General features: G+C 48.7%; 19 protein-coding genes and 1 pseudogene. 11 read left to right on the plus strand and 9 right to left on the minus strand.

The annotated features are described in order from the left end of the window. Nucleotides 1–75 precede the first annotated feature (75 nt). The 4 genes from ACKU40_RS19150 to ACKU40_RS19165 all read left to right on the plus strand — a co-directional run bounded on the left by ACKU40_RS19150 (nucleotide 76) and on the right by ACKU40_RS19165 (nucleotide 4,748). Entirely contained in the window at nucleotides 76–1,551 is a 1,476-nt protein-coding gene (locus tag ACKU40_RS19150; protein ID WP_320174377.1) for an STAS domain-containing protein, read from the plus strand. A gap of 107 nt (nucleotides 1,552–1,658) precedes the next feature. Next, complete coding sequence (locus ACKU40_RS19155; RefSeq protein ID WP_320174378.1) at nucleotides 1,659–2,789, plus strand: ABC transporter substrate-binding protein; 1,131 nt, start codon at nucleotides 1,659–1,661, stop codon at nucleotides 2,787–2,789. 35 nt (nucleotides 2,790–2,824) lie between these two features. Then, the gene (locus tag ACKU40_RS19160) at nucleotides 2,825–4,330 is read left to right on the plus strand and encodes a leucyl aminopeptidase (protein ID WP_320174379.1); all 1,506 of its coding nucleotides are present in this window, start codon (nucleotides 2,825–2,827) and stop codon (nucleotides 4,328–4,330) included. A 136-nt stretch (nucleotides 4,331–4,466) separates the two neighbouring features. Beyond that, on the plus strand, nucleotides 4,467–4,748 hold the full coding sequence (locus ACKU40_RS19165; protein ID WP_320174380.1) for a peptidylprolyl isomerase: 282 nt from the start codon (nucleotides 4,467–4,469) through the stop codon (nucleotides 4,746–4,748). A 91-nt stretch (nucleotides 4,749–4,839) separates the two neighbouring features. Here the strand turns inward: ACKU40_RS19165 and ACKU40_RS19170 are convergent, their stop codons facing one another. The 3 genes from ACKU40_RS19170 to ACKU40_RS19180 form a co-directional block, all read right to left on the minus strand. Continuing rightward, the gene (locus ACKU40_RS19170; protein ID WP_407944301.1) at nucleotides 4,840–5,706 is read right to left on the minus strand and encodes an IS3 family transposase; all 867 of its coding nucleotides are present in this window, start codon (nucleotides 5,704–5,706) and stop codon (nucleotides 4,840–4,842) included. Next, nucleotides 5,688–6,014, minus strand: a complete 327-nt coding sequence (locus ACKU40_RS19175; RefSeq protein WP_407944302.1) for a transposase — start codon at nucleotides 6,012–6,014, stop codon at nucleotides 5,688–5,690. The genes ACKU40_RS19170 and ACKU40_RS19175 overlap by 19 nt, the downstream gene beginning before the upstream one ends. Nucleotides 6,015–6,118: 104 nt before the next feature. Next, the gene (locus ACKU40_RS19180) at nucleotides 6,119–7,129 is read right to left on the minus strand and encodes an asparaginase (protein WP_320174381.1); all 1,011 of its coding nucleotides are present in this window, start codon (nucleotides 7,127–7,129) and stop codon (nucleotides 6,119–6,121) included. Between the two features lie 183 nt (nucleotides 7,130–7,312). On the opposite strand from ACKU40_RS19180, the gene ACKU40_RS19185 reads away from it, so the two are divergent. Beyond that, on the plus strand, nucleotides 7,313–9,265 hold the full coding sequence (locus ACKU40_RS19185) for a PAS domain-containing protein (RefSeq protein WP_320174382.1): 1,953 nt from the start codon (nucleotides 7,313–7,315) through the stop codon (nucleotides 9,263–9,265). A 106-nt stretch (nucleotides 9,266–9,371) separates the two neighbouring features. Here the strand turns inward: ACKU40_RS19185 and typA are convergent, their stop codons facing one another. Next, nucleotides 9,372–11,219 (minus strand): translational GTPase TypA, encoded by a 1,848-nt coding sequence (typA, locus tag ACKU40_RS19190; RefSeq protein ID WP_320174383.1) that lies wholly within the window; start codon nucleotides 11,217–11,219, stop codon nucleotides 9,372–9,374. 284 nt (nucleotides 11,220–11,503) lie between these two features. Here typA and thyX point away from each other — a divergent pair, with 284 nt between their 5' ends. The 3 genes from thyX (at nucleotide 11,504) to ACKU40_RS19205 (ending at nucleotide 15,482) form a co-directional block, all read left to right on the plus strand. Next, complete coding sequence (gene thyX / locus ACKU40_RS19195) at nucleotides 11,504–12,247, plus strand: FAD-dependent thymidylate synthase (protein WP_320174384.1); 744 nt, start codon at nucleotides 11,504–11,506, stop codon at nucleotides 12,245–12,247. A 977-nt stretch (nucleotides 12,248–13,224) separates the two neighbouring features. Then, nucleotides 13,225–14,586 (plus strand): chromosomal replication initiator protein DnaA, encoded by a 1,362-nt coding sequence (locus tag ACKU40_RS19200; protein ID WP_320174385.1) that lies wholly within the window; start codon nucleotides 13,225–13,227, stop codon nucleotides 14,584–14,586. A gap of 203 nt (nucleotides 14,587–14,789) precedes the next feature. Beyond that, nucleotides 14,790–15,482 (plus strand): DnaA N-terminal domain-containing protein, encoded by a 693-nt coding sequence (locus ACKU40_RS19205; RefSeq protein WP_320174386.1) that lies wholly within the window; start codon nucleotides 14,790–14,792, stop codon nucleotides 15,480–15,482. Between the two features lie 65 nt (nucleotides 15,483–15,547). Here the strand turns inward: ACKU40_RS19205 and ACKU40_RS19210 are convergent, their stop codons facing one another. From ACKU40_RS19210 to ACKU40_RS19220, 3 genes are all read right to left on the minus strand, one after another. Next, entirely contained in the window at nucleotides 15,548–16,738 is a 1,191-nt protein-coding gene (locus tag ACKU40_RS19210; RefSeq protein ID WP_320174387.1) for a PhoH family protein, read from the minus strand. Between the two features lie 180 nt (nucleotides 16,739–16,918). Continuing rightward, nucleotides 16,919–17,509, minus strand: coding sequence for a hypothetical protein (locus ACKU40_RS19215; RefSeq protein WP_320174388.1), 591 nt, complete (start codon nucleotides 17,507–17,509; stop codon nucleotides 16,919–16,921). Between the two features lie 73 nt (nucleotides 17,510–17,582). After that, on the minus strand, nucleotides 17,583–19,436 hold the full coding sequence (locus ACKU40_RS19220) for an NTP transferase domain-containing protein (protein ID WP_320174389.1): 1,854 nt from the start codon (nucleotides 19,434–19,436) through the stop codon (nucleotides 17,583–17,585). 187 nt (nucleotides 19,437–19,623) lie between these two features. Between ACKU40_RS19220 and ACKU40_RS19225 the strand changes: the two genes are divergently transcribed. Further along, nucleotides 19,624–20,415: a 4Fe-4S binding protein gene (locus ACKU40_RS19225; protein ID WP_320174390.1), complete on the plus strand. Its 792-nt coding sequence runs from the start codon at nucleotides 19,624–19,626 to the stop codon at nucleotides 20,413–20,415. A gap of 198 nt (nucleotides 20,416–20,613) precedes the next feature. After that, nucleotides 20,614–21,009, plus strand: a complete 396-nt coding sequence (locus ACKU40_RS19230) for a DUF3574 domain-containing protein (RefSeq protein WP_320174391.1) — start codon at nucleotides 20,614–20,616, stop codon at nucleotides 21,007–21,009. Between the two features lie 106 nt (nucleotides 21,010–21,115). Here the strand turns inward: ACKU40_RS19230 and ACKU40_RS19235 are convergent, their stop codons facing one another. Further along, entirely contained in the window at nucleotides 21,116–21,550 is a 435-nt protein-coding gene (locus ACKU40_RS19235; protein ID WP_320174392.1) for a C-GCAxxG-C-C family protein, read from the minus strand. A 110-nt stretch (nucleotides 21,551–21,660) separates the two neighbouring features. Here ACKU40_RS19235 and ACKU40_RS19240 point away from each other — a divergent pair. Next, a pseudogene (locus tag ACKU40_RS19240) lies at nucleotides 21,661–22,548 on the plus strand (LysR family transcriptional regulator). Nucleotides 22,549–22,616: 68 nt separating this feature from the next. On the opposite strand, the gene ACKU40_RS19245 reads toward ACKU40_RS19240, so the two are convergent. Beyond that, the gene (locus tag ACKU40_RS19245) at nucleotides 22,617–23,660 is read right to left on the minus strand and encodes an oligopeptide/dipeptide ABC transporter ATP-binding protein (RefSeq protein WP_320174393.1); all 1,044 of its coding nucleotides are present in this window, start codon (nucleotides 23,658–23,660) and stop codon (nucleotides 22,617–22,619) included. Nucleotides 23,661–23,730: the final 70 nt, after the last annotated feature.

A 23,730-nucleotide genomic window follows, 5' to 3' on the forward strand; every position in this document is an offset into this window, starting at 1 on the left:
AATCCACTATGCTTATGTCTATGTTGATTCTGAATCTGATAACATATTCCTGAAGGAGTTGAACAGGAGTTGTGAATGGAAATAACAGTGCACAGACACGGGGATACAGTTGTTGTCGGCATGGGCGGAAGAATAGACGCTTTCGGGGCCGGTGAACTGGAGAGGACCCTTAAAAATATCCTTACTGATGAAGAACTGGCCTGCATGGCTTTCGACATGACCGATGTGCGTTATCTGAGCAGTGCCGGTATCCGTTCCATCGTACGGACAATGAAGATTTTGCATCGCCGTAACGGTGCTCTGGCTATTTGCGCCCTTTGCTCGTACTGCCGCAATGTGCTCGATACTGCCGGAATGCTCAGTTCCCTGAATATTTTTCCCTCCCGCAGCGAAGCAATGACTTTTCTGCAGTCAGTCCAGTGGGAGCGGCAGGCCCTTGATAATTGGGAGAGCATGGAAACAGCAGATTCTCCTATCGGGAAGTTTAGGTTTGTTCCCGGTGAGAATTCTCCTTCCGAACTGAAGGTTATCGGGTCAATCGCAGATATTTTTCATTCCCGCATTGATGAGTCGCGAATTTTCTCGCGTGGTTTCTCTCAGACTGAATATTCCATAGGTGTGGGCGGTCTTGGGGATACCCCGGATGATTATATGAAAGTGCTCGGCTCCATGATCACAATCGGCGGGACAATGGCATGGCTTCCGACAGACGGGCATGACCTTGCTGATTTTCTTATTCCCCGTAACGATACCGGATCTGTGATGATCCGAACCCCTTTTAACCTGACCCTTTCCGGCGGATTCAATGAATACATAATGTTTGAATCCACAGAGGAGGGCGGAACCACATTGGACCGCCTTTACCGAGGTCTGTTTCTGCTTGCCCGGCGCAGGCGCAGGGATTTCAAGGGAGTGCTCGGGGTGGCTGCATGGATGCAGGTCAGTGAACTTATGGCCGGGACCATGATGCGTTCCCCGGTTCGTGAATTTGCCCCTGAGAACAAGAAAGCCATTACCGATCCGGTCAACAGTGATGAATGGTTCAAGCGCGATGTGCTGCCCCGGCACAGGAATGTCTCCTGCCTGACTTGCGGAGTGGGTATTGATCTTTCCTGTGATCTTTCGGTTTATGACCAGTCCGGCCTTTACAATGCATTTTATATTGATCCGGCTACAGCAGGGGAGCGCGGTCATATACTTAACAATCATGCTGCGGTATTTGAGCAGATGCATATGCCGGAAAAAATGGTCTGTCTCGATAAGGTTGTCCGCGATGTCTCTGCAAGGGCCGAGTTCAAGGATATGCGCAAACTTCGTGATAACAGTCGTGTGACCCGGGCCTTTCTGGGGGTGAGTTATATTGGTAAACTGGCCCGCGATGATTCCGGTTGGCAGGGGACCGCTGAGATTCCGGTCAGCCGGTCTATTGCCGAGAAGCGTTACCGTGAGGAAGCCGAATTTCCTTTGGTGCCGCAAAAGCGTGAGGCGGAATTAAACAAATTTCAGCGTTTTCTGGAGGCCCAGCAGGCCAAGCTTGGTAATAAGGATTGATAATCTTGGCTCTTGAAGTAAAATTCAGGTTGCCTGTGCCTTCCGGTTGCGGGTAAACATCAGAAAAGATTAAATAGAAATATTGTTATGAATTTTAAGGAGGATATATGTGGTTTCGTTTGTTGGGCAGCCTGCTTGCCGTGATACTTTTGTGCACACCCGTTTTTGCCGGAGATAAAATCATCAAGGTCGGGGTGCTGTATAACCTTACCGGGGGAATGGCCGCCATTGACCGTCCCGGATTGCACGGCATGGAGCTGGCCAAGGAAATCATCAATTCCGGGGGCGGAATTATGGGCCGCAAGCTGAGCCTTGTGGTCTCCGATTGCCGTTCAAATCTTGATTCCGCGGCAATGGCCTCAGAAGCCTTGGCCGGTCAGGATGATATGGTTGCTGTTATCGGATTGAATGACACTGATTACGTCATGGCTGCGGCCCCGGCCATAACTGCAAAAGATATCATTTTCATCACTGCCGGGGCGACCATGCAGAATCTGCCCTATATGTACGGGAAGAATTTCTTCATGACTGCTTTCGGGGATAATATGCAGTCCCGCGCTGTTGCTAAGTTTGCCAAACGCAGGCTGGAAACTTCGCGCTGCTTTGTGGGTACGGACATTTCCAATGAGTTCACCAAGACTCTTTCCAAATATTTCAAGCGTCGTTATCGCAAGTACGGCGGGACCGTTGTTGATGAGGTCTGGTACAGTTCCGGTGATGGTAAATATCCCCTGCCCAAGGGAGATGAGAAGAATCCCGATTTGATATTCATTTCCTCCATTCCTCCGGATGCTCCAAAGTATGTTACCGAAATCCGTAAGGCCGGATTTAATCAGCCTATTGTTTCCGGTGATGGATTTGATACGCCGGGACTGCTTGGTATTCCGCAGGAATATGCCCATTCAATCTATTTTGCCACCCATGTGGCTCTGGATAATCCTGATCCGCAGGTTCAGGAATTTGTGGATAGTTACGAGCGAATGTTCGGCGCTCGCCCTGAATCAGGATTTGCCGCTTTAGGGTACGATACGGTTATGCTTCTTGCTCAGGCCATAGAAAAGGCTGGGGTAGCCAAGCCGGAAGAAGTGCGTGAGGCTTTGTCGAAAACAGCCGGGTTTAAAGGTGTTACCGGTGAATTCTACTATCCCGAAGGGATCAGGGTTCCCATGAAGAGTGTGGATATAGTGAAATATCAGAATGGAACTTTTTCCTTTGTGGAACAGGTTTCACCTAAATAACGCCGCATTTTCTGCGCAGCAATATGGAGCAGTTTATGGAATTCAATATTGTTACCGAACCGGCTTCCGCATGGTCCGCGGACGCGGTTATTTTTTTTGCTTTTAAAGATTCAGAAGAGCATCTCAGCGGCTTCTCTTCGTGGATGGCATCTGATGCCGACTGGGTTGCCGTATCTCCTGCTTTGGGGGATTTTTCCGGTGAGCTTGGCAGTTCTACTGTCATCTACGGTTCCGGTTCCTCTGTGCAGAGGGTTCTGCTTGTCGGTCTTGGCGATGAAAAAGATTTCGGTGTTGATAAATTTCTGCAGGCCGTAAGCGGCGCTTTCCAGAGATGCCGGGAATTGAAATTTCGTACAGTTGGCGTTCCTCTTGTCGCATTTGAGGGAATCGTCCTCGAAGATAAACTGGAGCATTTTGTGGTTGCGGCTATTGAGGGTCTGTATTCCTTTGATGAATTCAAAAGCAAGAAGGATGAAAAGAAGGCGTTGCCGGAAGCAGTACGTTTTTTGAGTGAAGAAGAACCTCCTGCACATCTGGCCGAAATGCTCGCTAAAGGACAGGCTGTTGGGCTGGGCATGGGCTATGCCCGCGATCTGGTCAACCTGCCGCCCAATGTGGCTACTCCGGTTTACCTTGCTGATGAGGCCAAAAAAATGGCCAAGAAGTACGGTTTTAAGTTCAAGGCCATGAAGCGCAAGGAAATCATCGACAAGGGTATGGGAGCGTATGCTTCCGTATTTCGTGGCTCCAATGACGAGCCTCGCATGATCATACTTGAATATTGCCCCAAAGACCGTGAAGGCGAGAAACCGCTGGTGCTGGTTGGTAAAGGTGTAACCTTTGATACCGGGGGTATTTCCCTCAAGCCCACCGGATTCATTGAAGATATGAAGTGCGACATGGCTGGAGCTGCGGCAATACTCGGATTTTTTCAGGCCATCGGCGAGATCAAGCCGGATCTGCCCATTGTTGGTATCCTGCCTTGCGCCGACAATATGCCTGATGCCAGCTCCACCCGTCCGGGCGAGGTGGTAACTTCCTTTTCCGGTAAGACCATTGAAATTTTGAATACCGATGCCGAGGGCCGTCTGCTGCTTTGCGATGCCCTTGCATATTCCGCTCAGTATGAGCCTGCGGCTATCATCGATATCGCAACCCTGACCGGGGGCTGCATTGTTGCTTTCGGCTGGAACGTGGCGGCGGTGATGGATAATTCCCCCCTGATGCAGGACTTGGTCATGGAGTCCGGCAAGCGGGTAGGGGAACGTTTCTGGCCCATGCCGCTTTGGGATATCTACAAGGAAGAGCTCAAGAGTGAGGTCGCTGATCTTAAGAATGTCGGTTCCCGTGAGGGCATGACCATCCATGCCGGAATGTTTCTCAAGGAATTCGTTCCTGAAAACACCCCGTGGGCACATCTCGATATTGCCGGTCCCGCATGGCGCAAGAAAAAGTCGCCTGCCGGAGCAGCCGGAGGCACCGGATTCGGCGTACGTACTTTAGTTGAGTTAGCAGAGCGCATTGATCTGGAAGACATGTAGATAATTTTAGCGCAGTATTTACCCTTGCAGTCCACGCGTATTCATGCAAGGTCATTTTTTGCGGTGCATAAAATCGCAACGGCAAGACCATATGGTTTATTAAAATTATTGTATTCAAGCTTATAGGAGCACTCACATGGCAAAAGCATCTGCCCGCCATCTTTTGGTTAGTGATGAACAGACCTGTCTGGACCTGAAAAAACAAATTCAGGACGGTGCAGACTTTGGTGAACTGGCAAAAAAACACTCCAGCTGCCCCTCTGGACAGCGCGGCGGAGATCTCGGTGAGTTCCGCCCCGGCCAGATGGTTCCGGAATTTGACACTGTTGTGTTCAATGAAGCAGTTGGCGAAGTTCACGGTCCGGTAAAAACTCAGTTCGGTTACCACTTGCTGATCATCGATAGCCGCGAAGACTAAACAACTCTTCACCGTGAGAATAAGAAAGCCCCGACTAATGGTATGCCCCCCGTCAAGTAGACAGGTTTAAAAGGCCCCATGAAGGGTGAATTTATGCGGCCAGTTTTTCCCGGAACTCCACCGGGGAAAGCTGGCCGAGTCTTTTTTGGAAACGTTCATGGTTATAGAAGTCGATGTAACTATGAATTTTACAGATCATTTCTTGCTCGCTTAGGAGTTCTTTGGCAGATAGTCCTTCCGCTTTCAAATGAGAAAAGAAAGATTCTATACAAGCGTTATCAAGACAGTTTCCACGCCGAGAATGGCTACCTTGTATTCCTGCCTCATCAAGTGCTTGCTTGTAATATTTAGAGGTGTATTGGAAACCTTGGTCTGAATGTAGAATCGTCTTGTTTTGAGACGGCAACTTCAATTGTTTAACAGTTTTAATCACCAGATTTAGATTATTTCTTTTGCTCAACTGATAACTAATGATTTCGTTATTGTACAAATCCTGAATTGCAGACAAATATAAAAAACCAGTTTTTGTCGGGAGATAGGTAATGTCTGTTGCTAGTTTGTGATGTCTTTTGGTGCTAACAAAATCCCTTCGAAGGATATTTGGAAAGACTGAACTGCCACGCTTGCCAAAATATTTACGTTTTTTGCGGATTATTGATTGAATTCCTAACTCTCCCATTAAACGGTAGACTCGTTTATGATTTACTCGTTGTCCCATTTTGTGAAGAGCTGTAGTGATCCTACGGTAACCGTAAATAGTGTATTTTGAATGAATTTGACGGATTTGCTCTTTGAGTTTGTCGTCTGAAAATGAACGATTCTTTTTCAGCCCTTTTCGCCACTTATAGTAGCTAGAACGTGTTAGCTCAGCCACTTGTAATAGCAGTGTTATCGAATGCTTGCTTATAAGAGAATGAACGATCTGAAACAAATGAGATTTTAATCGCCCGCTCCCCACTCTTTGCCGAATCGGGAGCGATACAACTTTTTTAAATAATCTCGCTCAGCCTTAACATAGGCTAATTCTTCTTCAATTGAATCGAATTTTGTCCGGGGACGGCCTTTACGAGTCCCGGTATGCTTTCCACGCATATCATCAAGGCTCTCTCCTTGTTGGACTTTTGTTACCCAATTTCTAAGCTGCCTTTTATCTCGTATCCCTAATTTGTCACATAGGCTTTGATAACTCTCGCCGCCTTCAAGATATAATCGAGCTGCCTTCTCTTTGAATTCTTGACTATAAGTATTGTTTTTCCTTTTACTCATACAAAACCCCCATCAGGTGAAAGGTTAGTAGCCTAAAGGGGCTATCTTACCTTGTCCACCCAATGGGGGGCATACCACTAAGTCGGGGCTTTCTGCTTTTTAAATTACACACTCTCTTCAGCAAATATCTCTTCAATCCTTTCACAGGGGCAACCTGATCCAAGCAGCATTTGCAGGAGCAGGGTTGCTTTGAGGGCGGAAAGTCCTCCGGCGATGATTACCCCTTTCTGCTTCAGGTTGGCGGCCCCGCCGGGATAGGCGTAGATGGGCCAGACTCCACCTTCAACACAGCGGGTGCAGAGCACTACCGGAATTCCGGCTTCAATGCATTTGTCGATTCCGGGAACTGCACCGGGCGGGGTGTTTCCCGCGCCGAATCCTTCGAGCACTATACCCTTGGCTCCTCTCTCAATCAGCATTTCCAGCACAGTTGAGTCCATGCCCGGATGACAGCCTACCAGATGGACCTTGTCGGCCATTCCTGTGACCGGAAAGGGCAGGCGTGGTCTGCGTCCCGGTTTGGCCCGGGTCAGGATTACTGATTCTCCGGCGATAAAACCTATTCTCCCGGTGTTTTGGCCGATAAACGGGTCCACATTCAGGGAACTTGATTTGATGGCGTTCTTGGCGGCAAAAAGTTTGTCGGCCATCTGGATGATGACATCGGTTCCTTCCGGCGGGGGCAGCAGGCACGTTCGCACTGCGTCCACAAGGTTGCGGATGCCGTCATAGCCGGATTCATTGAAATAGCGCATGGCTCCGGTGAGAATGACCGGCTTCGGTGAACGCACGGTCAGGTCCAAAACATAGGCGGTCTCGGCCATCAGGTCGGTTCCGTGCAGGATTACTGCGCCAAGCACCTGCTCTTCTTTCAGGAAATTTTCCACATCGTGGGCCAGATTAAGCATTTTGTCCGGGGACATATGCGGGCTGGGAATGTCCGACCAGAGAACAGGCCTAATCTTGATATCGTGTCCGTCCGGGGTGACTTCATTAAGCAGTTTGGTAAAGTTGTCGTCCGGGACAACCCCGCCGGCATCAGGTTTCTCGCTCATGCCGATGGTACCGCCGGTGAAGATGAGGATGACCTCTCCTGAGATATTATTTGAACCCATTTTAATCTCCGTAAACAATATAGTCTTATTGGATTCTGGTACCGCAGGAAGACTTGAATGGCAACAGCTCCGGGCGTGAGTGGTGTTTTATAATCTTTAAGTTTTCGCTGTCCTTATATGCCGGGTGTGCTATAATGAAGCCAGAATTCCATTTTTACTGCTTTGGAGGGTGCTTCAAACGTGGTGGCTTTAGAAGGATATATCATGCAGGGGATCGAGTTTCTGGCTCAGGACTATCCCGGTGTTATTGTCGGCCTTGATGAGAATAAACGTATAGTATTTATCGGCGGTGAAGAAGCTGCGGTTATTTCAGGTCAGTTGACTGCGGGGCAGTATCTGGACTCGGCTGCACCTATTCTATTGGTAAAGGGTCTGGGCAGGTTTGCTGACCGCATTGTTGAGGCAGACCCATTGCCCGCAGGTAGTTTTGAATCGGTAACTGAATCGGGGAGGATTCTCTGGAAAGGTTTGTTCCATGATGACTCAGGCATCATAGTCCTTAAGGGACGGGTGCATGGGGGCAGTGCTGAAGTAGAAAAAGGACCGTACGGGCAGGAGCATATTCTTGCCACTTTGCTGGCGAATCTTCCGGGTATGGCTTACCGCTGTAAAAATGATGTAAACTGGACAATGGAGTTTATCAGTGAAGGTTGTTTTGAGCTGACCGGGTATAAGCCTGAAGCCATGTTGAGAAACCGTGATATTTCTTATGCAGACATAATTCTTCCTCAGTTTCAGGCTCATGTCTGGGAATGTGTGCAGGAAGCAGTTCAGGATCGGGAGCCTTTTGAAATGATATATAAGATCAGGACAGCTTCCGGTGAGGAAAAATGGGTTTGGGAAAAGGGCGTTGATGTCCCGAATGAAGATGACGGCGGTTTTCTTGAAGGTTTTATTACCGATGTTACACCGCTCATGTTGACCGAACAGGCCTTGCACCAGAGTGAAGAGCGTTATCGGCTTATGGCCGAAAAGACGGGGCAGATGGTCTATGACCTGAACCTTGAGACTGATGAAATCGTCTGGTCCGGTGCCGTAATGGAAATTACCGGGGTGGAGGAACGGGAATTCCAGTCTGTGGACCTTAAAGGCTGGGAAGAAAGAATTCATTCCGATGACCGTAAAGAGGTTATTGATGAGCTTGAAGCGTGTATCCGTGCAGGAACACCCTTCGTTTCCGTATACAGGTTCAGGCGCAAGAACGGCAGTTACCTTTATGTTGAGGATGAAGGCAGTTTCCTGTTCGATGTCAACGGAACTCCCGTGCGTATGGTAGGCGTTTTGCGTGACTATTCCCATAAGATGAAAGTTCAGGAATTGATGATCCAGACCGAAAAGATGACCACTGTGGCCAGTCTTTCCGCAGGTATGGCTCATGAAATCAATAATCCGTTGGGGGTCATAACCCAGTCTGCACAGAATATTGAACGCAGGCTTTCCCCGGATTTACCCGGAAATATTGAAACTGCGAAGAAATTAGGCGTTTCACTGGATTCTGTGCGCAGTTATCTGAAGGAGCGTAAAATTCTGACCATGGTTGAAGAAATCAAGGAGGCCGGGACACGGGCGGCAAAAGTAGTTGTTAATATGCTCAATTTCAGCCGTAAATCAGGGGACAAGAAAGATTTCTGCTCCATCCCCAATATTGTTGAGCGGGCTATTGAAGCTGCTGATGCTGATTTATGCAACGAGGAAGGGTGTGATTTTCGCAAGATTAATTTTGTGAAGGATTTTCAGGAAGAGTTGCCGCATGTGCTCTGTTATTCATCTGAACTGGAACAGGTTCTATTCAACTTGATGCGAAATTCAGCTCAATCGATCATTGATGAAGGTTGCTCCGGGATTAGCCCGGAAATAGTTGTGCGTGGATATTGCAATAACGCTTATCTGACTATAGAGGTGGTGGATAATGGGCCGGGTATGGATAAATTTACCAGCAAGAAGGCCTTTGAACCGTTTTTCAGCACCCGTTCAGACGGCGGCAGCGGACTTGGATTGTCCGTGGCTTATTTCATAATTACTCGTAACCACGGCGGGACCATCAGGATTGATTCCGAACCGGGCAAGGGTACCAAATTTACCATTCAGCTGCCGCGCGGGCCGGTATCGGATATATTTTCCCAAGGATTGGTTTAAGTCCTTCGGGAAAGATGACGCCAAAGGGAAGTTGGCAAATAAGGGAAAGCCGGGGGAATCGTTAACGATTCCCCCGGCTTATATTTTTAAGTATGGCAGTTTGTGCTTATTTCTGGCCTTTATCCTTGAGCTGCTTGCCGCGCGCCATGTGGCGTTTGGAAGCGGAAAGTTCAACTTTACGCAGGCGGATGGATTCCGGGGTTACTTCGATCAGCTCGTCGTCGCGGATGAAGTGCATGGCCCGCTCAAGGGTCATGGGACGGATGGGGGTCAGGATTACCGCCTCATCCTTACCGGAAGCACGCATGTTAGTGAGCTTCTTCTCTTTGGTGGGGTTGATGTTGATATCATTGTCCCTATTGTGCTCACCTACGATCATGCCTTCGTAAACCGGATCACCGGGTTCGATGAACATTTCACCGCGGGGCTCAAGGTTGAAGATAGCGTAGGGAACGCCTTTACCCGCACGGTCGGACACGAGGGAACCGGTGTAGCGGGAGGGGAAATCTCCACGGTAATCTTCATATCCGGCAAAAAGGGAGTTCATGATACCGGTACCTTTGGTGTCGGTCAGGAACTCGTCGCGGTAGCCGATAAGGGCGCGGGAAGGAGCAGAGAATTCCATGCGGACTCGGCCCTTACCGTTGTTGACCAGGTTGGTCATTTTACCCTTGCGGGTGGAAAGTTTTTCAGTAACTACGCCGAGGAAAGCTTCTTCGCAGTCGATGAAGACCTGTTCTACAGGCTCCAGCTTGCGTCCGCCTTCGTGTTTGTAAATAACTTCGGGACGGCCTACGGAAAGCTCAAAACCTTCACGGCGCATGGTTTCGATGAGGATTGCCAGCTGGAATTCACCACGGCCTTTAACGATGAAGCTGTCTTTTTCATCGCTTTCCTCAACTTTAACAGCCACGTTGAGCAGTGTTTCTTTGTGCAGTCTTTCGCGGATTTTGGAAGATTGAACCAGCTTGCCTTCAAGACCGGCCATGGGCGAGGTGTTGATGGTGAAGCGCATGGAAACGGTAGGTTCGTCAACAGTGATGCGCGGCAGGGCCTTGGGTGCTTCCTTGGTGCAGATGGTATCACCGATGGTGATGTCTTCAATACCGGAAACAACTACGATGTCACCGGGCTGGGCTGATTTTGTCTCAGCAAAGGACACGCCGTCGTAAGTCTGGATTTTGGTCAGACGCAGGGAAACGTGCTCTTCTTTTTCATTGATGCAGAGCAAAGGTTCGTTCTGTTTGGCACTGCCGTGGATGACCTTACCGATTGCAAGGCGTCCGAGGTAGTCGGAGTAACCGAGGTCGGATACCAGCATCTGAAAAGGTTCGGATTCATTATAAGAAGGACCGGGAACCTGATCCAGAACGAGGTCCATGAGCGGATGCAGGTTTTCACCTTTTTCTTCTAGGGTTTCCTGCGCAATACCGTCACGGCCGATTGCATAGAGCAGGGGAAATTCGAGCTGTTCTTCGTTGGCGTCAAGGTCGATGAAGAGGTCGTACACTTCGTCGAGAACTTCGTCCGGGCGGGCATCGCCACGGTCAATTTTGTTGATGACAACGATAATCTTGAGGCCGGCTTCAAGTGCTTTTTTGAGTACGAAGCGGGTCTGCGGCAGGGGGCCTTCGGAAGCGTCAACCAGCAGTATGGCGCCGTCAGCCATGGACAGGGAACGTTCAACCTCGCCACCGAAGTCGGCGTGACCGGGGGTGTCGATGATGTTGATTTTTACGCCTTTCCAGTCAACAGCGCAGTTTTTAGCCGCAATGGTGATGCCGCGTTCGCGTTCAAGGTCCATGCTGTCCATGAGACGGTCGTCAACTTCCTGGCCTTCACGGAAAAGGCCGCTCTGTTTGAACATACCGTCAACCAATGTTGTTTTACCATGGTCAACGTGGGCTATGATAGCTATATTTCTAATTTTTTCGTTTTGGATAAGTTTAGTCACGGATTCCTCCGGCGCCGGAGATTTGCCAAAAAAAATCCCCTGTACGGAGTGTACAGTACAAAATAGGGGCAAAATTCTCAGCGGCTGGTTAAAGTAGAGATAAGGAGACGTTAGTTAGGGTATATTATGACGGCTGGCAAGAGAAAAAATGGGCTTTTCGGTGACATTCATGCGAATAATTTTCTGCTGCACCCTAAAGCTTGCTTTTCAAGGGGACTCCCTATATCAAGTTGCGCCCCTGTATGAATTACTTTATGAAGGGGGCATAAATTTAAGGAGCGCATATGCCTGAGAAAGATTTACGAGTGGAACTGTTGTCCATGACCCCCAATGCCCTGGAGCTTCTTTATGCTTCTTTTCGGCAATGTTATCATGCCGGGTTTGTGGCTGACATGTGGCCCCGGCTCCTGAACGGTGAGATTGAAAAGGAAAAGCAGGCCACGTTTGTTTCCAAAGTCCTTGAATCCGGACATGACAGTCCCATTGAGCACGTCAGCTTTACTTTTGCCATTGAAGGTATCTCACGCGCCTGCTCGCACCAGATAGTGCGTCATCGCATTGCTTCTTATTCGCAGCAGAGCCAGCGCTATGTAGCTGAAAATGATATGGATTATATCATTCCTCCGGCCATTGCCAAGATTCCCGAAGCCCGTGAGCGTTTTGAAAAGTTCATGGAGGAAGTCGGCAGTGCCTACAAAGATCTGCGTCAGATTCTGGTCGATGCCGGGCGCGAGGATAAGGCGAATGAAGATGCCCGTTTCGTTCTGCCTCAGGCTGCAGAAACCAAGATCGTTATCACCATGAACTGCCGTTCCCTGATGCACTTTTTCAATCTGCGTTGCTGCCAGCGTGCGCAGTGGGAAGTCCGGAAGATGGCCGACAAAATGCTCAAAATATGCAAGGAAGAATTTCCGGCTATTTTTGAGCATGGCGGAGCCAGTTGTGAGCAACTTGGGTATTGTCCTGAAGCAGACAGGTTTGCCTGTGGGCGCTACCCGACCCTGAAACAACTGACCAAGGGCGAGTGATTCCCTACATTATATAATATGTCCGCGTAGAGCACTTGTTCTGCGTAGTTTTCAATATTTATATTAAGTGATTTTTTTTATATGCCTGTCCATTTTTTTTGGGCAGGCTTTTTTTGTTCTGAATTTGTCTGAAATCGGGTGAAATTGGCTGAAACAGGAAATTAGCCGTAGAAATTTGCCGGAAATTGTTTTTGAAGAAGGTTAATTGGTGTCGGGTAGATTTTTGAGGGATGGAAATAAGTTGGGCGGACTTATTATCGCGTCAAAATCAAGTTCGATATTTCACGACATGAACCATATGAGGTCGCATAGATACTTATATTCTCAGTAACTTTATTATTGTAGAGAGATTGAGCGACAAAAATTGATTATTTGATCAATGATTGCATTTTTCCATGCATGGCTGTCAGTAACTGGAGTGTATGGAAATCCTTTGTCTGCGGGCACTGCGTAGTGTCAAGAAAATAAAAATTCAAATATATTAATTAGATGTGTATTGTTCTAAAATGGAGAGTGCTAGAACCCTTTAGTTTACGGGCTTTTGATGGTCATAGTCTTTGGATTGAAATTTATAAACACTTGATGTTTTTTATGTAATTTATAATTATGTGTTTTAAATCAGTGTGTTAAGTGTTAAATGTTACAGAATGATTACGGGATTCATCTTTAAAATAATGAGTAAGAAGAAATGTAACAATGAGAGAAAAGACGAAATTTTGCGTAATATTGAGATATTTGATTTTCATTCTGTGGAAAAAGTTTTCCACAGGTGTTGAGAAAAAGTTTTGAAAAGTTGTTCAAGCTTGCAATTACGCCCTTTAAGAGCTTTTCGGAATTACTGACCGAATTGCTAGCTTTAAATGAAAGTTACATAAAAACAGCTGGTTAGGTTGTAGATAACCCTCCTGCAATCATTGGACGTCTACCGCTTAATCACGAGTTGATGGTTATGCTCACTTTGAATTAGTAAACCCCTCATGATGAGAGACAGCTGGAATAAAATTCTAAAATTTCTTGAGAAGGGACTGAACCCTGGTCTGTACAAAGTATGGATCAAGCCCCTGAAGGCAGAAGTCAGCAGCAATACAATTAAATTGTATGCTCCTAATGACTTTGTGGCAGCCTGGGTTAGGGACCGTCTCATGGACAACATCAAAGAAGCTGGCGAGCAGGTTCTCGGCACCAGCCCCAAGGTGGAGATTGGGGTTAGGAAGTCCGTAGAAAAGCCCGCGGTCAAGGTTGATAGACCAAGACCTGCGGTAGCCCGTCCAGTACAGGCAAGCATGGGCCTTCCCATGATGTCTTCCGCGGTGGTCAATACTCGTATTCCCCGTTGGCGTTTTTCCTTTGACGATTTCGTAATCGGCGAGTCCAACAGACTTGCCTGCGCCGCGTCCAGAAGTCTCTGTGATAACTCCCTGCCCGGTGACCAGCTCTTTTTGAGCTCCGCCCCCGGTTTGGGTAAAACACATCTGCTGCATTCCATCGGCAAGAATCTATGCGCTTCCAGCAATAAGAAGCACATTTCAATTGCCTGCCTTACAGCGGAAGAGTTTGCGAACAGAATGGTTCTGGCTCTTAAAGCCGGCGAAATTTCCCGTTTCAAATCCGAATTCAGGGACAATGTGGATTGTCTGCTGCTGGAAGATATTCATTTCTTTCAGGGCAAGCAGAAAATGCAGGACGAAATTCTGGAAACACTCAAGAGCCTGCAGTTGCGCGGTTCCAAAGTTGTTATGACGAGTTCGTTCCTGCCCCGTGAATTGGAAAAGGTGGACCCGCAGTTGGTTTCCCGTTTCAGTTCAGGGCTGCTGGCGCTTATTTCCACTCCTGATTTTGAGACCAGAAAACGAATCGTTGAAAGCAAGGCCATGCGACTGGGAACTCAGGTTCCGAATTCAATTTCCGAACTTCTGGCGGACCGTATTACCACAGACGTAAGACAGCTGGAAAGCTGCTTGCAGAACCTTGTGCTTAAAGCAAGACTGCTCAACCGTGATGTTTCACAGGAACTGGCATGGCAGGTATTGGAAAACTATTCCATTGCCAAAGCTACACCCAGCTATGATTCCATCGTGGATCATATCTGCCGTTCTTATGAACTTACCGCTGATCAGTTGCGTTCGAAAAGCCGTAAACGCCAGATTGTACTGGCAAGAAACACCGCTTTCTTCCTCGCCCGCAAGCATACCGAACTTTCTCTGAAGGATATCGGAACCAGACTGGGCCGCAGACATTCTACCGTAATCAAAGGCATCACCAATATTGAACGTGAAATTTCCCTGCAGACTCCCCTTGGAAGGCAGTTGCAGGACACTATAGACCGTCTTAATCCGTAAGATCGGTTTTTTGGGACAACAGATTTTTATGATTCCCTTTGGGAAGTTTTTTCTGTTGTTTTTGTTTTTCAGCGTTTTTTCCGAAAAAGAGTGACAGCATAATGCTGTTTGCTCTTTTTCGGGTTTGGGGATATTCATTGCAACCGGTTTGTAAATGTCTTTTGGCGGTCCTTTTTTAAGGGCCTAAATTGCAGAGGTGGGAAATGAATTCCAATGTATGGAGCTCCATAAAGAAAAAGCTTCTTGTGCGTATTAATCCTGTGTTGGTCAGGGTTTGGGTGGAACCTTTGTCTGCACATTATAAAGACGGAGTGGTTCAGCTGACCGCACCTAATGAGTTTGTCATGAACTGGGTGCAGGAACATTTGCTGGATCGCATCAAGGATGCTGCACAGGAAGTTCTCGAGACCACGGTCGGGGTAACCATTGATTTGGAAAGTGGAAAAGGGGACACCCCTCGGGAATTCATTTCCGATGTGACTGCTTATTATGCCGCAGATGAAATTCTGGCCAGCATTAACAGGATGACCGGAATTCTACGCAGCAGCAGGCCTGTGGATTTTGATGAGGATGATTTTGAGGCTGAAGCCACCAAGGTTATGCCCGAACTGGAGGTGCAGACCTTCGATTCCATCCTCGATGCAGTGCTTGAAGCTTTTGCGGTTTCATTTCGTGACCTGATGATGCAGAGCAATGAGCATGCTGTGCTTGCTCGCCGGGCTCTGTACTATCTTTGCTTCCGTTACGGTATCCCTGCCGAGGAAGTGGCCTTGAACATGGATTGCACGGTTTCAGAAGTGCGCAAAGGTGCGCAGGTTCTGGAAGGCGAAATTTCCGAAGCCATTGACAACGGCGAAGACCTCGACGAACTCCTCCTGAGGATCTTCCAAAAGTAGTAAAAATTTTCTGAATTAATAGGATTCAAGGCCCGGCTGTTCGCAGAACAGCCGGGCTTTTGTGTTTATAAACCTGTCTTTAAAACCAAGTCTGTTATGGGCCCGCGGGAACGTTCGCCCTTAAGGACCATGTGCGCGTATTCCTTATTATTGCGCAGCTTCTTGACCACCCAGTTGAGTCCGTTGTTGCTTTCGTTGAGGTAGGGGTTATCCACCTGCCGTGTGTCGCCGAGACAAATGCATTTGACGCCTTCGCCCATGCGGGTCAGCAGCGAGCGCACTTCGGAGCGGGACATGTTCTGCATTTCATCAATTATGACTACGCAGTTTTCAAGGTTCATGCCCCGGATATAGGCGATGGGCAGGATTTCAAATTTCTTCTGGTTGAAGCGGAATTTTTCGGAATCCGTATCCATGAAAATACGGTTGGCCGGGCGCTGTTCGTGCAGCTTTACTGTCAGGTCACGGACGTAACGCACATAAGGCTGCATCTTTTCTTCTACCGATCCGGGCAGGAAGCCCATCTTGGCTCCGATTTCCCAGATAGGTTTGACCAGGTATACTTTATCAAAAGGATTGTCCTTTTTTTCCAAGGCCAGATAGAGAGCGGAAGCCAGAGCGAGAAATGTCTTTCCATATCCGGCTTCGGACTGGATGGAGACAAGGTTAATTTCATTGTTGAGCATAAGCTCAAGGGCAAGGTTCTGGTAGATGTTGCGCGGTTTCACGCCCCATACTTCATGGGTATAGGAGATGGTCTTGTTTTCCTTGCTTCCGTAAAAGACCGGGGCTCCGTTTTCCCAGCGGAAGCTGTTCACATAGGGAGTTTCGCCTTCATCCACAAATCCGGTGTACATTTGTGAGTCAGAGCGGAACGGGTCAGAATCCTTGTATTCTTCCCATGTGAGATTGTGGATTCCGGCCTTGATCTGCAGGATGCGGTCATTGGTCACCAGAATTGGATCATCAATGGACGCGTTGAGTGTTTCCTTGAGGATGCGGTCATCCGGGCTGAGGCTGCCTAGCTTTTCCGCAAACTCAGGGGAGAGAATAGAGATTTTGTCGTCTTTTAAAATGGACCTTACTGCCTGGGAAACAATATGTCCGATGCGTGGGTCACGCTTGAGCTTGTCCAGCTCGGTAATAACTGTGTAGGGGAGGTGAACGTTGTTTTCCACTCCGTTGCGCAGAGCAGTGATGCATTTGGGGTTTTCAATAAGTACGTTGGTGTCGAGAACGAAATTCTTCTGTCCCATAAAGCCTCCTCTTTTAAAGTGGTCCAAAAGAGAAAAGGCGACCCGAGAAGGGCCGCCTTATTTTGAACGATGCATTCGTGATGCTCTTTAGAGTCTGCAGGCTGCCCTGCTTGGTTTTCCTCATGATTTCAATATACAACATCATGAGGTATAGGGGAAGCCAAATGTATTCCGTTTGAGTTAAGTTTCTGCGACAGAATCATCCCCGCCTATGGTCATACTGAATTCATCAATATTCATCCCGCTGAAGATGTGGCTGTATTTTGCCACGGCTTCATAAGGGTTTTTCTCGTAGGCCTTGGCAAATTCGAGATATTCTTCACCTGCTTCAACAAGGCTGTTCAGCCCGCTGATACCACGGAAATCATTGGCGAGTTCTGGGTTGTCCTGAAAGAGCTGTTCAATTTTATCTTTTTGGGGATGGTCTCCCTTTACCCGTACGTTTCCGGAACCGTCAGTGGTCAGTTCCACCGGGGGATCAGTGTTGATGCCGTTCTGTAAGAAAAGGACATTTACATCATCCTGAAATTTTTTCGTGCTGGTTTCCAGACCTGTTTTAAGATCGTCAAGGGAGATGGATTGGCCCGGTGTGTAGGGGATATTCATATCAGAGAAAAAGCTGCCGACGGAAGCAAGCATCTTTGCGGAATCGGATATAGTTACTTTATCCCCGGACTGCTGATCCTGCAGGGTTGATTGCGTTCTGGCACGGGATTGTTGAACTTCGTTAACTGATTGTGTTGCATATGCAGATTGAACGGAATTGATCATGCTCGGCTCCATGGATTTAGGGCATTTTTTTCCTGAGCCGAATTGATGCAGCAACCATGCCTGCAATAATAATCTAGAGCCGGATTACTTGGACTATGCTTTGGGGAGGAAGTTCTCCGCAGTCTGCGGGAAGAATAATTATGCCGTTACACAGGCTCATAACCTTGCGTGGAGAAAGGGACTTATCAAGCAGGGGGTCAGCGAATATTTTGCCGTTATCTTCAAAAATACGGCAGGGGCGCAGTTTTTCCCGGTCACGTCCACCTTTCAGCGCATCGGTAGTAATTGCCGGGGTCGTGGCGGAAGTTTCCGCTTTTGCCTGCAGCATGTTGATTACCGGATTGATGATGGTGTGGAAGGCCAGATTCACTGCATTGGGCGGGCCGGGCAGCCCGATGACAATTGAGTTGTCCATGCTGAACGCAAAAACTGATTTGGCAGGGTGCATGGCCAAACCTTTGAAAATTGGTCTCCCTCCAGCCTGCCGGATGGAATTGAATACAAAGTCGCGGTTGCCGGGGCCGGTTCCGCCGGTTGTGACGATCAGTCCGCAATCTCTGTTAGCCTGCACAGCTTCGGATATTGCTTCCGGAGAATTGGCGCAAGGTGCAATGTGCACGTCATGGATTCCGTAGCGGCAGCATAGAGATTTCATGAGAATGAGGTTGTCAGCAGGGATCAGCCCGCATTGAGTTTTCTGCGCCGGATCGCACAGCTCATTGCCGACAGCCAGTACAGCGACTTTGGGCATTGGATAGATCGGAACGGAGCGGATACCGGCATAAGCCAGCAGAGCGGCATCACAGGGCGAAATAACAGTCCCTGAATTGACGATAGTCTCATCCTTCATGATGTCCGATCCGGTATTGCGGATGAAATCTCCCTTGCGCACCGGGGTACTGATGCTGATGGAACATTCGCCAACCTGTACGTTTTCAAAGGGTATGACCGCGTCGGTGCCTTCGGGTATGATCCCTCCGGTCAGCACACGAACTGCCTGTCCTTCGCATTTGTCCGGTACCGGGCAGGACGGGCGAATTTCCCCGGAAAAGCCCACCTCAACCGGGAGATTCGTCGACGCAGCAGAAGTACACGCGCTGGGTACGGCAAATCCGTCCATGGCCGAGCGGTCATGCTCAGGCAGGGATATGCCTGATTGCAGGGTTTCTGCAGCAACCAGCCCAGAACAGTCCGTTACCGGAACGTATTTGCATTTTGGCAGGGCAATGCTTTTACGGATAAGCTTAAGCGCCGCACTGCGCGGAATGGAGTTAGGAAAAGAGTTTTGTCCGCTCCCGGATCGATCTGTAGGATTGTTCAGGTCTTCGCGGACCCGGCTTAATTCGTCCGGCGTATTAATGTTAATGAAAGTTGTCAGGTCCTGATCTTTTTTTGCCAGCAAATCCGTGTCCACGGTCTTTACCTTTACCTGCGGAAAAAAGCGGATGATCTGAAAGATATTCTTTTTAAGGTTTTGCTCGATGAAGGGCAGGCAGCGTTTTGAATAAACAGCGCAGAGAGGCTCGTAGAATCCGTCCGGGTGTATGGGAATAACCACATCGTCATCCGGTTCAACCCGGCTTAGCAGCTCGCTGATAAGTTCCCGGTTAAGGAAAGGGGAATCACAGGCGGTGATGAACACATGATCAGTGCGGGAATGATAGAGGGCGGAGTGTATCCCAGTCAGTGAACTGCGCGATTCAAACAGATCGCAAACCAACCGTACATCAAGGTCCGGGTGGTTTTCCGGGGTGCGGGTAATGACAAATGTTTCCGCAAAAAGACCTTCAAGACTGCGGATGATCCTGCTGACCAGTTTCTCTCCGGAAATTTCAAGGCAGGATTTATCCGTCCTGCCCATGCGTCGTCCCTCGCCACCGGCTAGAATGGCTGCGCTCAAGTTTAATCTATCTGTATTTCCGCTCATTGTTTTTATATCGCATAAAAGATTCCAGTAAGCCATAACCTTTTTATTATGCTGAAAAAAGCCTGATGAGTTGATACCCGCTATATTAAAACTGTTTACAAAATCCCCTTTGCCCCTGTACTTAAATTTTCTGAAAGTAAAGTCACTTGGCGGATGTCTTACTTATTAATTTGATATGGAGTTTTTTATGTCCTGCAAGAAATTAAAGATGATTTGTTTTTCCCCCACCCGGACCACCCGCCGTATTCTGGATGCCATTGCCGAAGGCGTTGGCGCCGAGCATTTAGAGGTAGTCGATGTTACCCGTGCGGACCGCGTGCCAGAAACTTGCGACTGTGCTGATAATGATCTGGTGATAATCGGTGCTCCGGTCTACGGCGGCCGCATTCCGCTTACTGCCGTGGAACGTTTTAAGGCATTGAAGTCCTGTGGCAGTTCTGTTGTTCCCGTGGTGGTTTACGGTAACCGGGCTTATGAGGATGCGCTCATTGAGCTTGCCGATATTGCCACAGAAGCCGGATTCAAGACCCTTGCCGGAGCTGCATTCATTGGTGAACATTCTTTTTCCAATGATAAGACTCCCATCGCAGTCAGCCGTCCTGATGAAGATGATTTGGGCAAAGCCCGCGAGTTCGGTAAGTCCCTCGTTGCAAAGCTTGCTGACGGTTCTCTTTTCGCTGAAGATGTAGATATTCCCGGTAATCGTCCTTACAAGGAACGCTCGCCCAAGGCTTCAGCTGCTCCTATCTCCAACAATGACTGCCAGCTTTGCGGAGCCTGCGAGAGAGTCTGTCCCACAGCGGCAATTTCCGTTGGTTCATTGGTGGAAAATGACCCGGATAAGTGTATTTTCTGCTGTGCTTGCGTTAAGGTCTGTACTTTCGAAGCGCGTAAGCTGGAAGTGCCCCGCCTGCTGGAAGTTTCCCAGTGGCTGGCTGATAATTTCAGTGAGCGCCGTGAACCTGAAGTTTTTATATAGGTGCGCTGCGCGCTTTTAAGAATTAAATGATTTTGCCTCCGGCGGGTCTGCGACGCTTTGTTTTGATGCGCTATCGCGCTTAGTGTTGATCGCATTTCGCCTCCGGCGGGCAGAAGGGCTAAGCCCCTCTGCACTCCCTAGTTGGTGTGAGAGTTTTTTTGTTGAAGTATTGTCGTAGACTTGGAGGAGTGATTTCTTATGCGTAATTCTGTGCGAATTCTGGCAGGTGTCGTCCTGTTGTTGGCTTTTTTTGGTTTGTCCGGCTGTGCAACGAGCAAATGGAACCGCTATGAGCTTTATATGGGCCAGAGCTATGGTGAAGGTAAGCAGTGGGTTACAGCTAAACAATGGCAGGGTTTTCTGAAATCTGAAGTTACTCCCAAATTTAAGGACGGCTATACTGTCTATGACGTAAATGGATTCTGGGCTGGCAAGATGTTTACCTACTCCGAAAGAAGCAAAGTGATCATGATCGTCTCAGAAGACAAGGATGCCGAGCAGCGCGTGGATGAAATCGCAAAAGCCTACAAGGATGAGTTCAAGCAGGACTCTGTTTTGAAGATTGTCTGCCCGGTCAGAGTTGAGTTTAATTAGTTCATATTGACGCGATTAAGCAAAACGTCCTCCATCGTACTTACGTTGGAGGACGTTTTTTTGATTGAAGATCCGGTCTGGCTTTATGGTAGGTGATGGTACCAACCTAATTCTCCAGTTCCAGCTCATTCAGTATTTCGCGGCTTATCCAGCTGACGATTTCAGAGCATTTTTGTAGCTGTGCTTCAGGGCCGAATTTTCCTCTTAGGTTAATGCATTTTGTTGTGCCGTATTTTTCTAAAAATTTATCTCTGATCATTTCGGCAAGGGCAGCCGGATAGTCCCAACTCTGTCCTGCCTCATTGCGACCATGAAGGTGCCCGATCACAATTAATGCCCCGCTTAGTGCTCCGCATGCTTCCTGAAATGTTTTGCCATAGCCTCCACCAAAAGGGGTGGCGTAGCGGACAATGTTATCCGGTTCCATTCCCGCATGCTCAAGAGTGCCTCTGACTACAGCCTCTGCACAATGGTAACCTCCCAGAAAGTAATTCCCGGCTTTGTCAGCTGCTCCGCATGTGTTTCTGTTGCAACAATTCATTTGTTCCTCCTGTTGTTATTTTGATCGCTATTAACTATTGTCCACTTAAAGTGATCGCGTCCAACGATTGTTTGCGATTGCAGTAATCGTGAAAAACGATGGAGTGTTGAATGGAAATACGACAGCTGAAAACTTTCCTGACAGTGGCTGAGCGTCTGAACTTTACCCGGGCGGCAAAAGATCTTTATCTGGCTCAGTCTTCTGTTTCCGCCCAGATCAAATTGTTGGAAGAAGATCTTGGCGTCCGGCTTTTTGACCGGATCGGCCGGGGAATTGTGCTTACAGAGGCCGGGGAAATGTTGCGTAATTATGCTCGTCGCATGCTCCAGATGAGTGAAGAGGTGCGTGACGGTCTTTCCGGTGGGCGTAATTTTTCAGGCACGCTTACAATCCGAATGCCTGAGACAATCGGCTCAGAGTACATGCCGGAAGTTATAGCGAGTTTTTCATCAGAATATCCCAATACGCAGATTGTCTTTAACAACTGTGATGATGAGTGTTTGAAGGAAGAATTGAATTCCGGTCGTATTGATGCTGCTTTCTTAATGAGCAGCTCATTGAGCGTCAGCAGCGTAACGGTGGAGGCTCTTCGGCCCGAACCTTTGACGCTTGCTGCTGCTTCCGGGCACCCGCTGGCCGGGAAAAGGGTTTTGTCTGATGCAGATATGCAGGGGCAGACGTTACTGCAATTGCGAGTGGATTGAAGTTATCGGCGTGACTTCAAGCGGTCGCTTGAAACCAATGATGTAGAGACAAAATCAATAATCTTTTCCAGCGGCAGGGCGCAGCTGAATTGCTTGCGGAGAGGAATGGGGATTGCCCTGTGTCCTGAACGGGTGCTGGACCGAGACTTTGAGAAAGGCACTCTTGTCCGGCTTGAGTGGAGCCCAGCCCCTACGGAAACGATGATCATGGTGATCACCCATGTTGATAAGTGGTGTTCGCCTCCGCTTAGGCGATTTTTGGAGCTATCGAAGGCTGTTATTCTTCAAGGTTAAGATAAAGAACTCCCCCGCAACCCAAGGTTACGGGGGAGTTCTTCATTTCATATCTATCAAATCAAACCCTACATACTAATCCACTCGTCCTGTTTCGGAGTCTCCTGCTTCAAATCAGCAAGATGGCAGCAGGTGCGGTGTCCGGGGGCGATTTCTTTGTCCTGCGGGGCCTTTTCACGGCAGATAGCCATGGCATGGGCGCAACGGGGGTGGAAGTGGCAGCCTTTTGGCGGATCGAGCGGGGAGGGGATTTCGCCTTTGAGCGGGGCGAAGTCCACATCGCGTTTGTCCAGTCTGGGAACCTCGTTCAAGAGAGCCTGAGTGTAGGGGTGGAACGGATCGCTGAATAATTTTTCAACTGTTCCGACCTCAACAACGCGACCGAGGTACATGACCGCGATCCTGTCTGATATGTGTTCGACCACGCCTAAGTCGTGGCTGATGAACAGGCAGGTCAGGTTCAGGTCTTTGCGCAGTTTCATGAACAGGTTCAGAATCTGGGCCTGAATGGATACGTCCAGTGCGGCTACTGATTCATCGCAGATCAGACATTCCGGTTGCATGGCCATGGCCCTTGCAATGCCGATTCTCTGGCGCTGACCGCCGGAGAACTGGTGCGGGTAGCGGTTTTTGTAGCTGGGGTCCAGACCGCAGCGGAGCATAACATAGGAGAGATACTTGTCGAATCCGGCCTTGTCGGTCAGTCCGTGGTAGAGCGGTGCTTCGCCTATGATCTGCTTAACCCTTTTGCGCGGGTTCAATGAGGCAAAGGGGTCCTGAAAGATCATCTGCACGTTGCGTGCGTAGTCCATGTGTTCCTTGGAGCTCATGTCCTTTACGTTCCGGCCCTTGTAGAAAATGTCTCCGCCGGACTGATCAAGAATTTCGCAAAGCATACGGCCCAGCGTGGATTTACCGCAACCGGATTCACCCACCAAGCCCAGCACTTCACCGGGCATGATGTCGAGGTTGACGCTGTCCACAGCCTGAACGCGCTCTTCGCGCAGCTTTGAGCCCAGCTTCTGGGCAATCTTACCTGCGAAGTCGAGTTTTTTAACAAACACCCGGCTCAGGTCTCTACAGCTCAAGAAAGGTGTGTTGGCTTCATTCATATATAAAATCCTATTTTAAACTAATAGGGATTCCAAAGGGGCTTAGCTCCTTTGGCCGCCGGAGGCGAAA

It is taken from the genome of Maridesulfovibrio sp., assembly GCF_963666665.1.
GTDB lineage: Bacteria > Desulfobacterota > Desulfovibrionia > Desulfovibrionales > Desulfovibrionaceae > Maridesulfovibrio.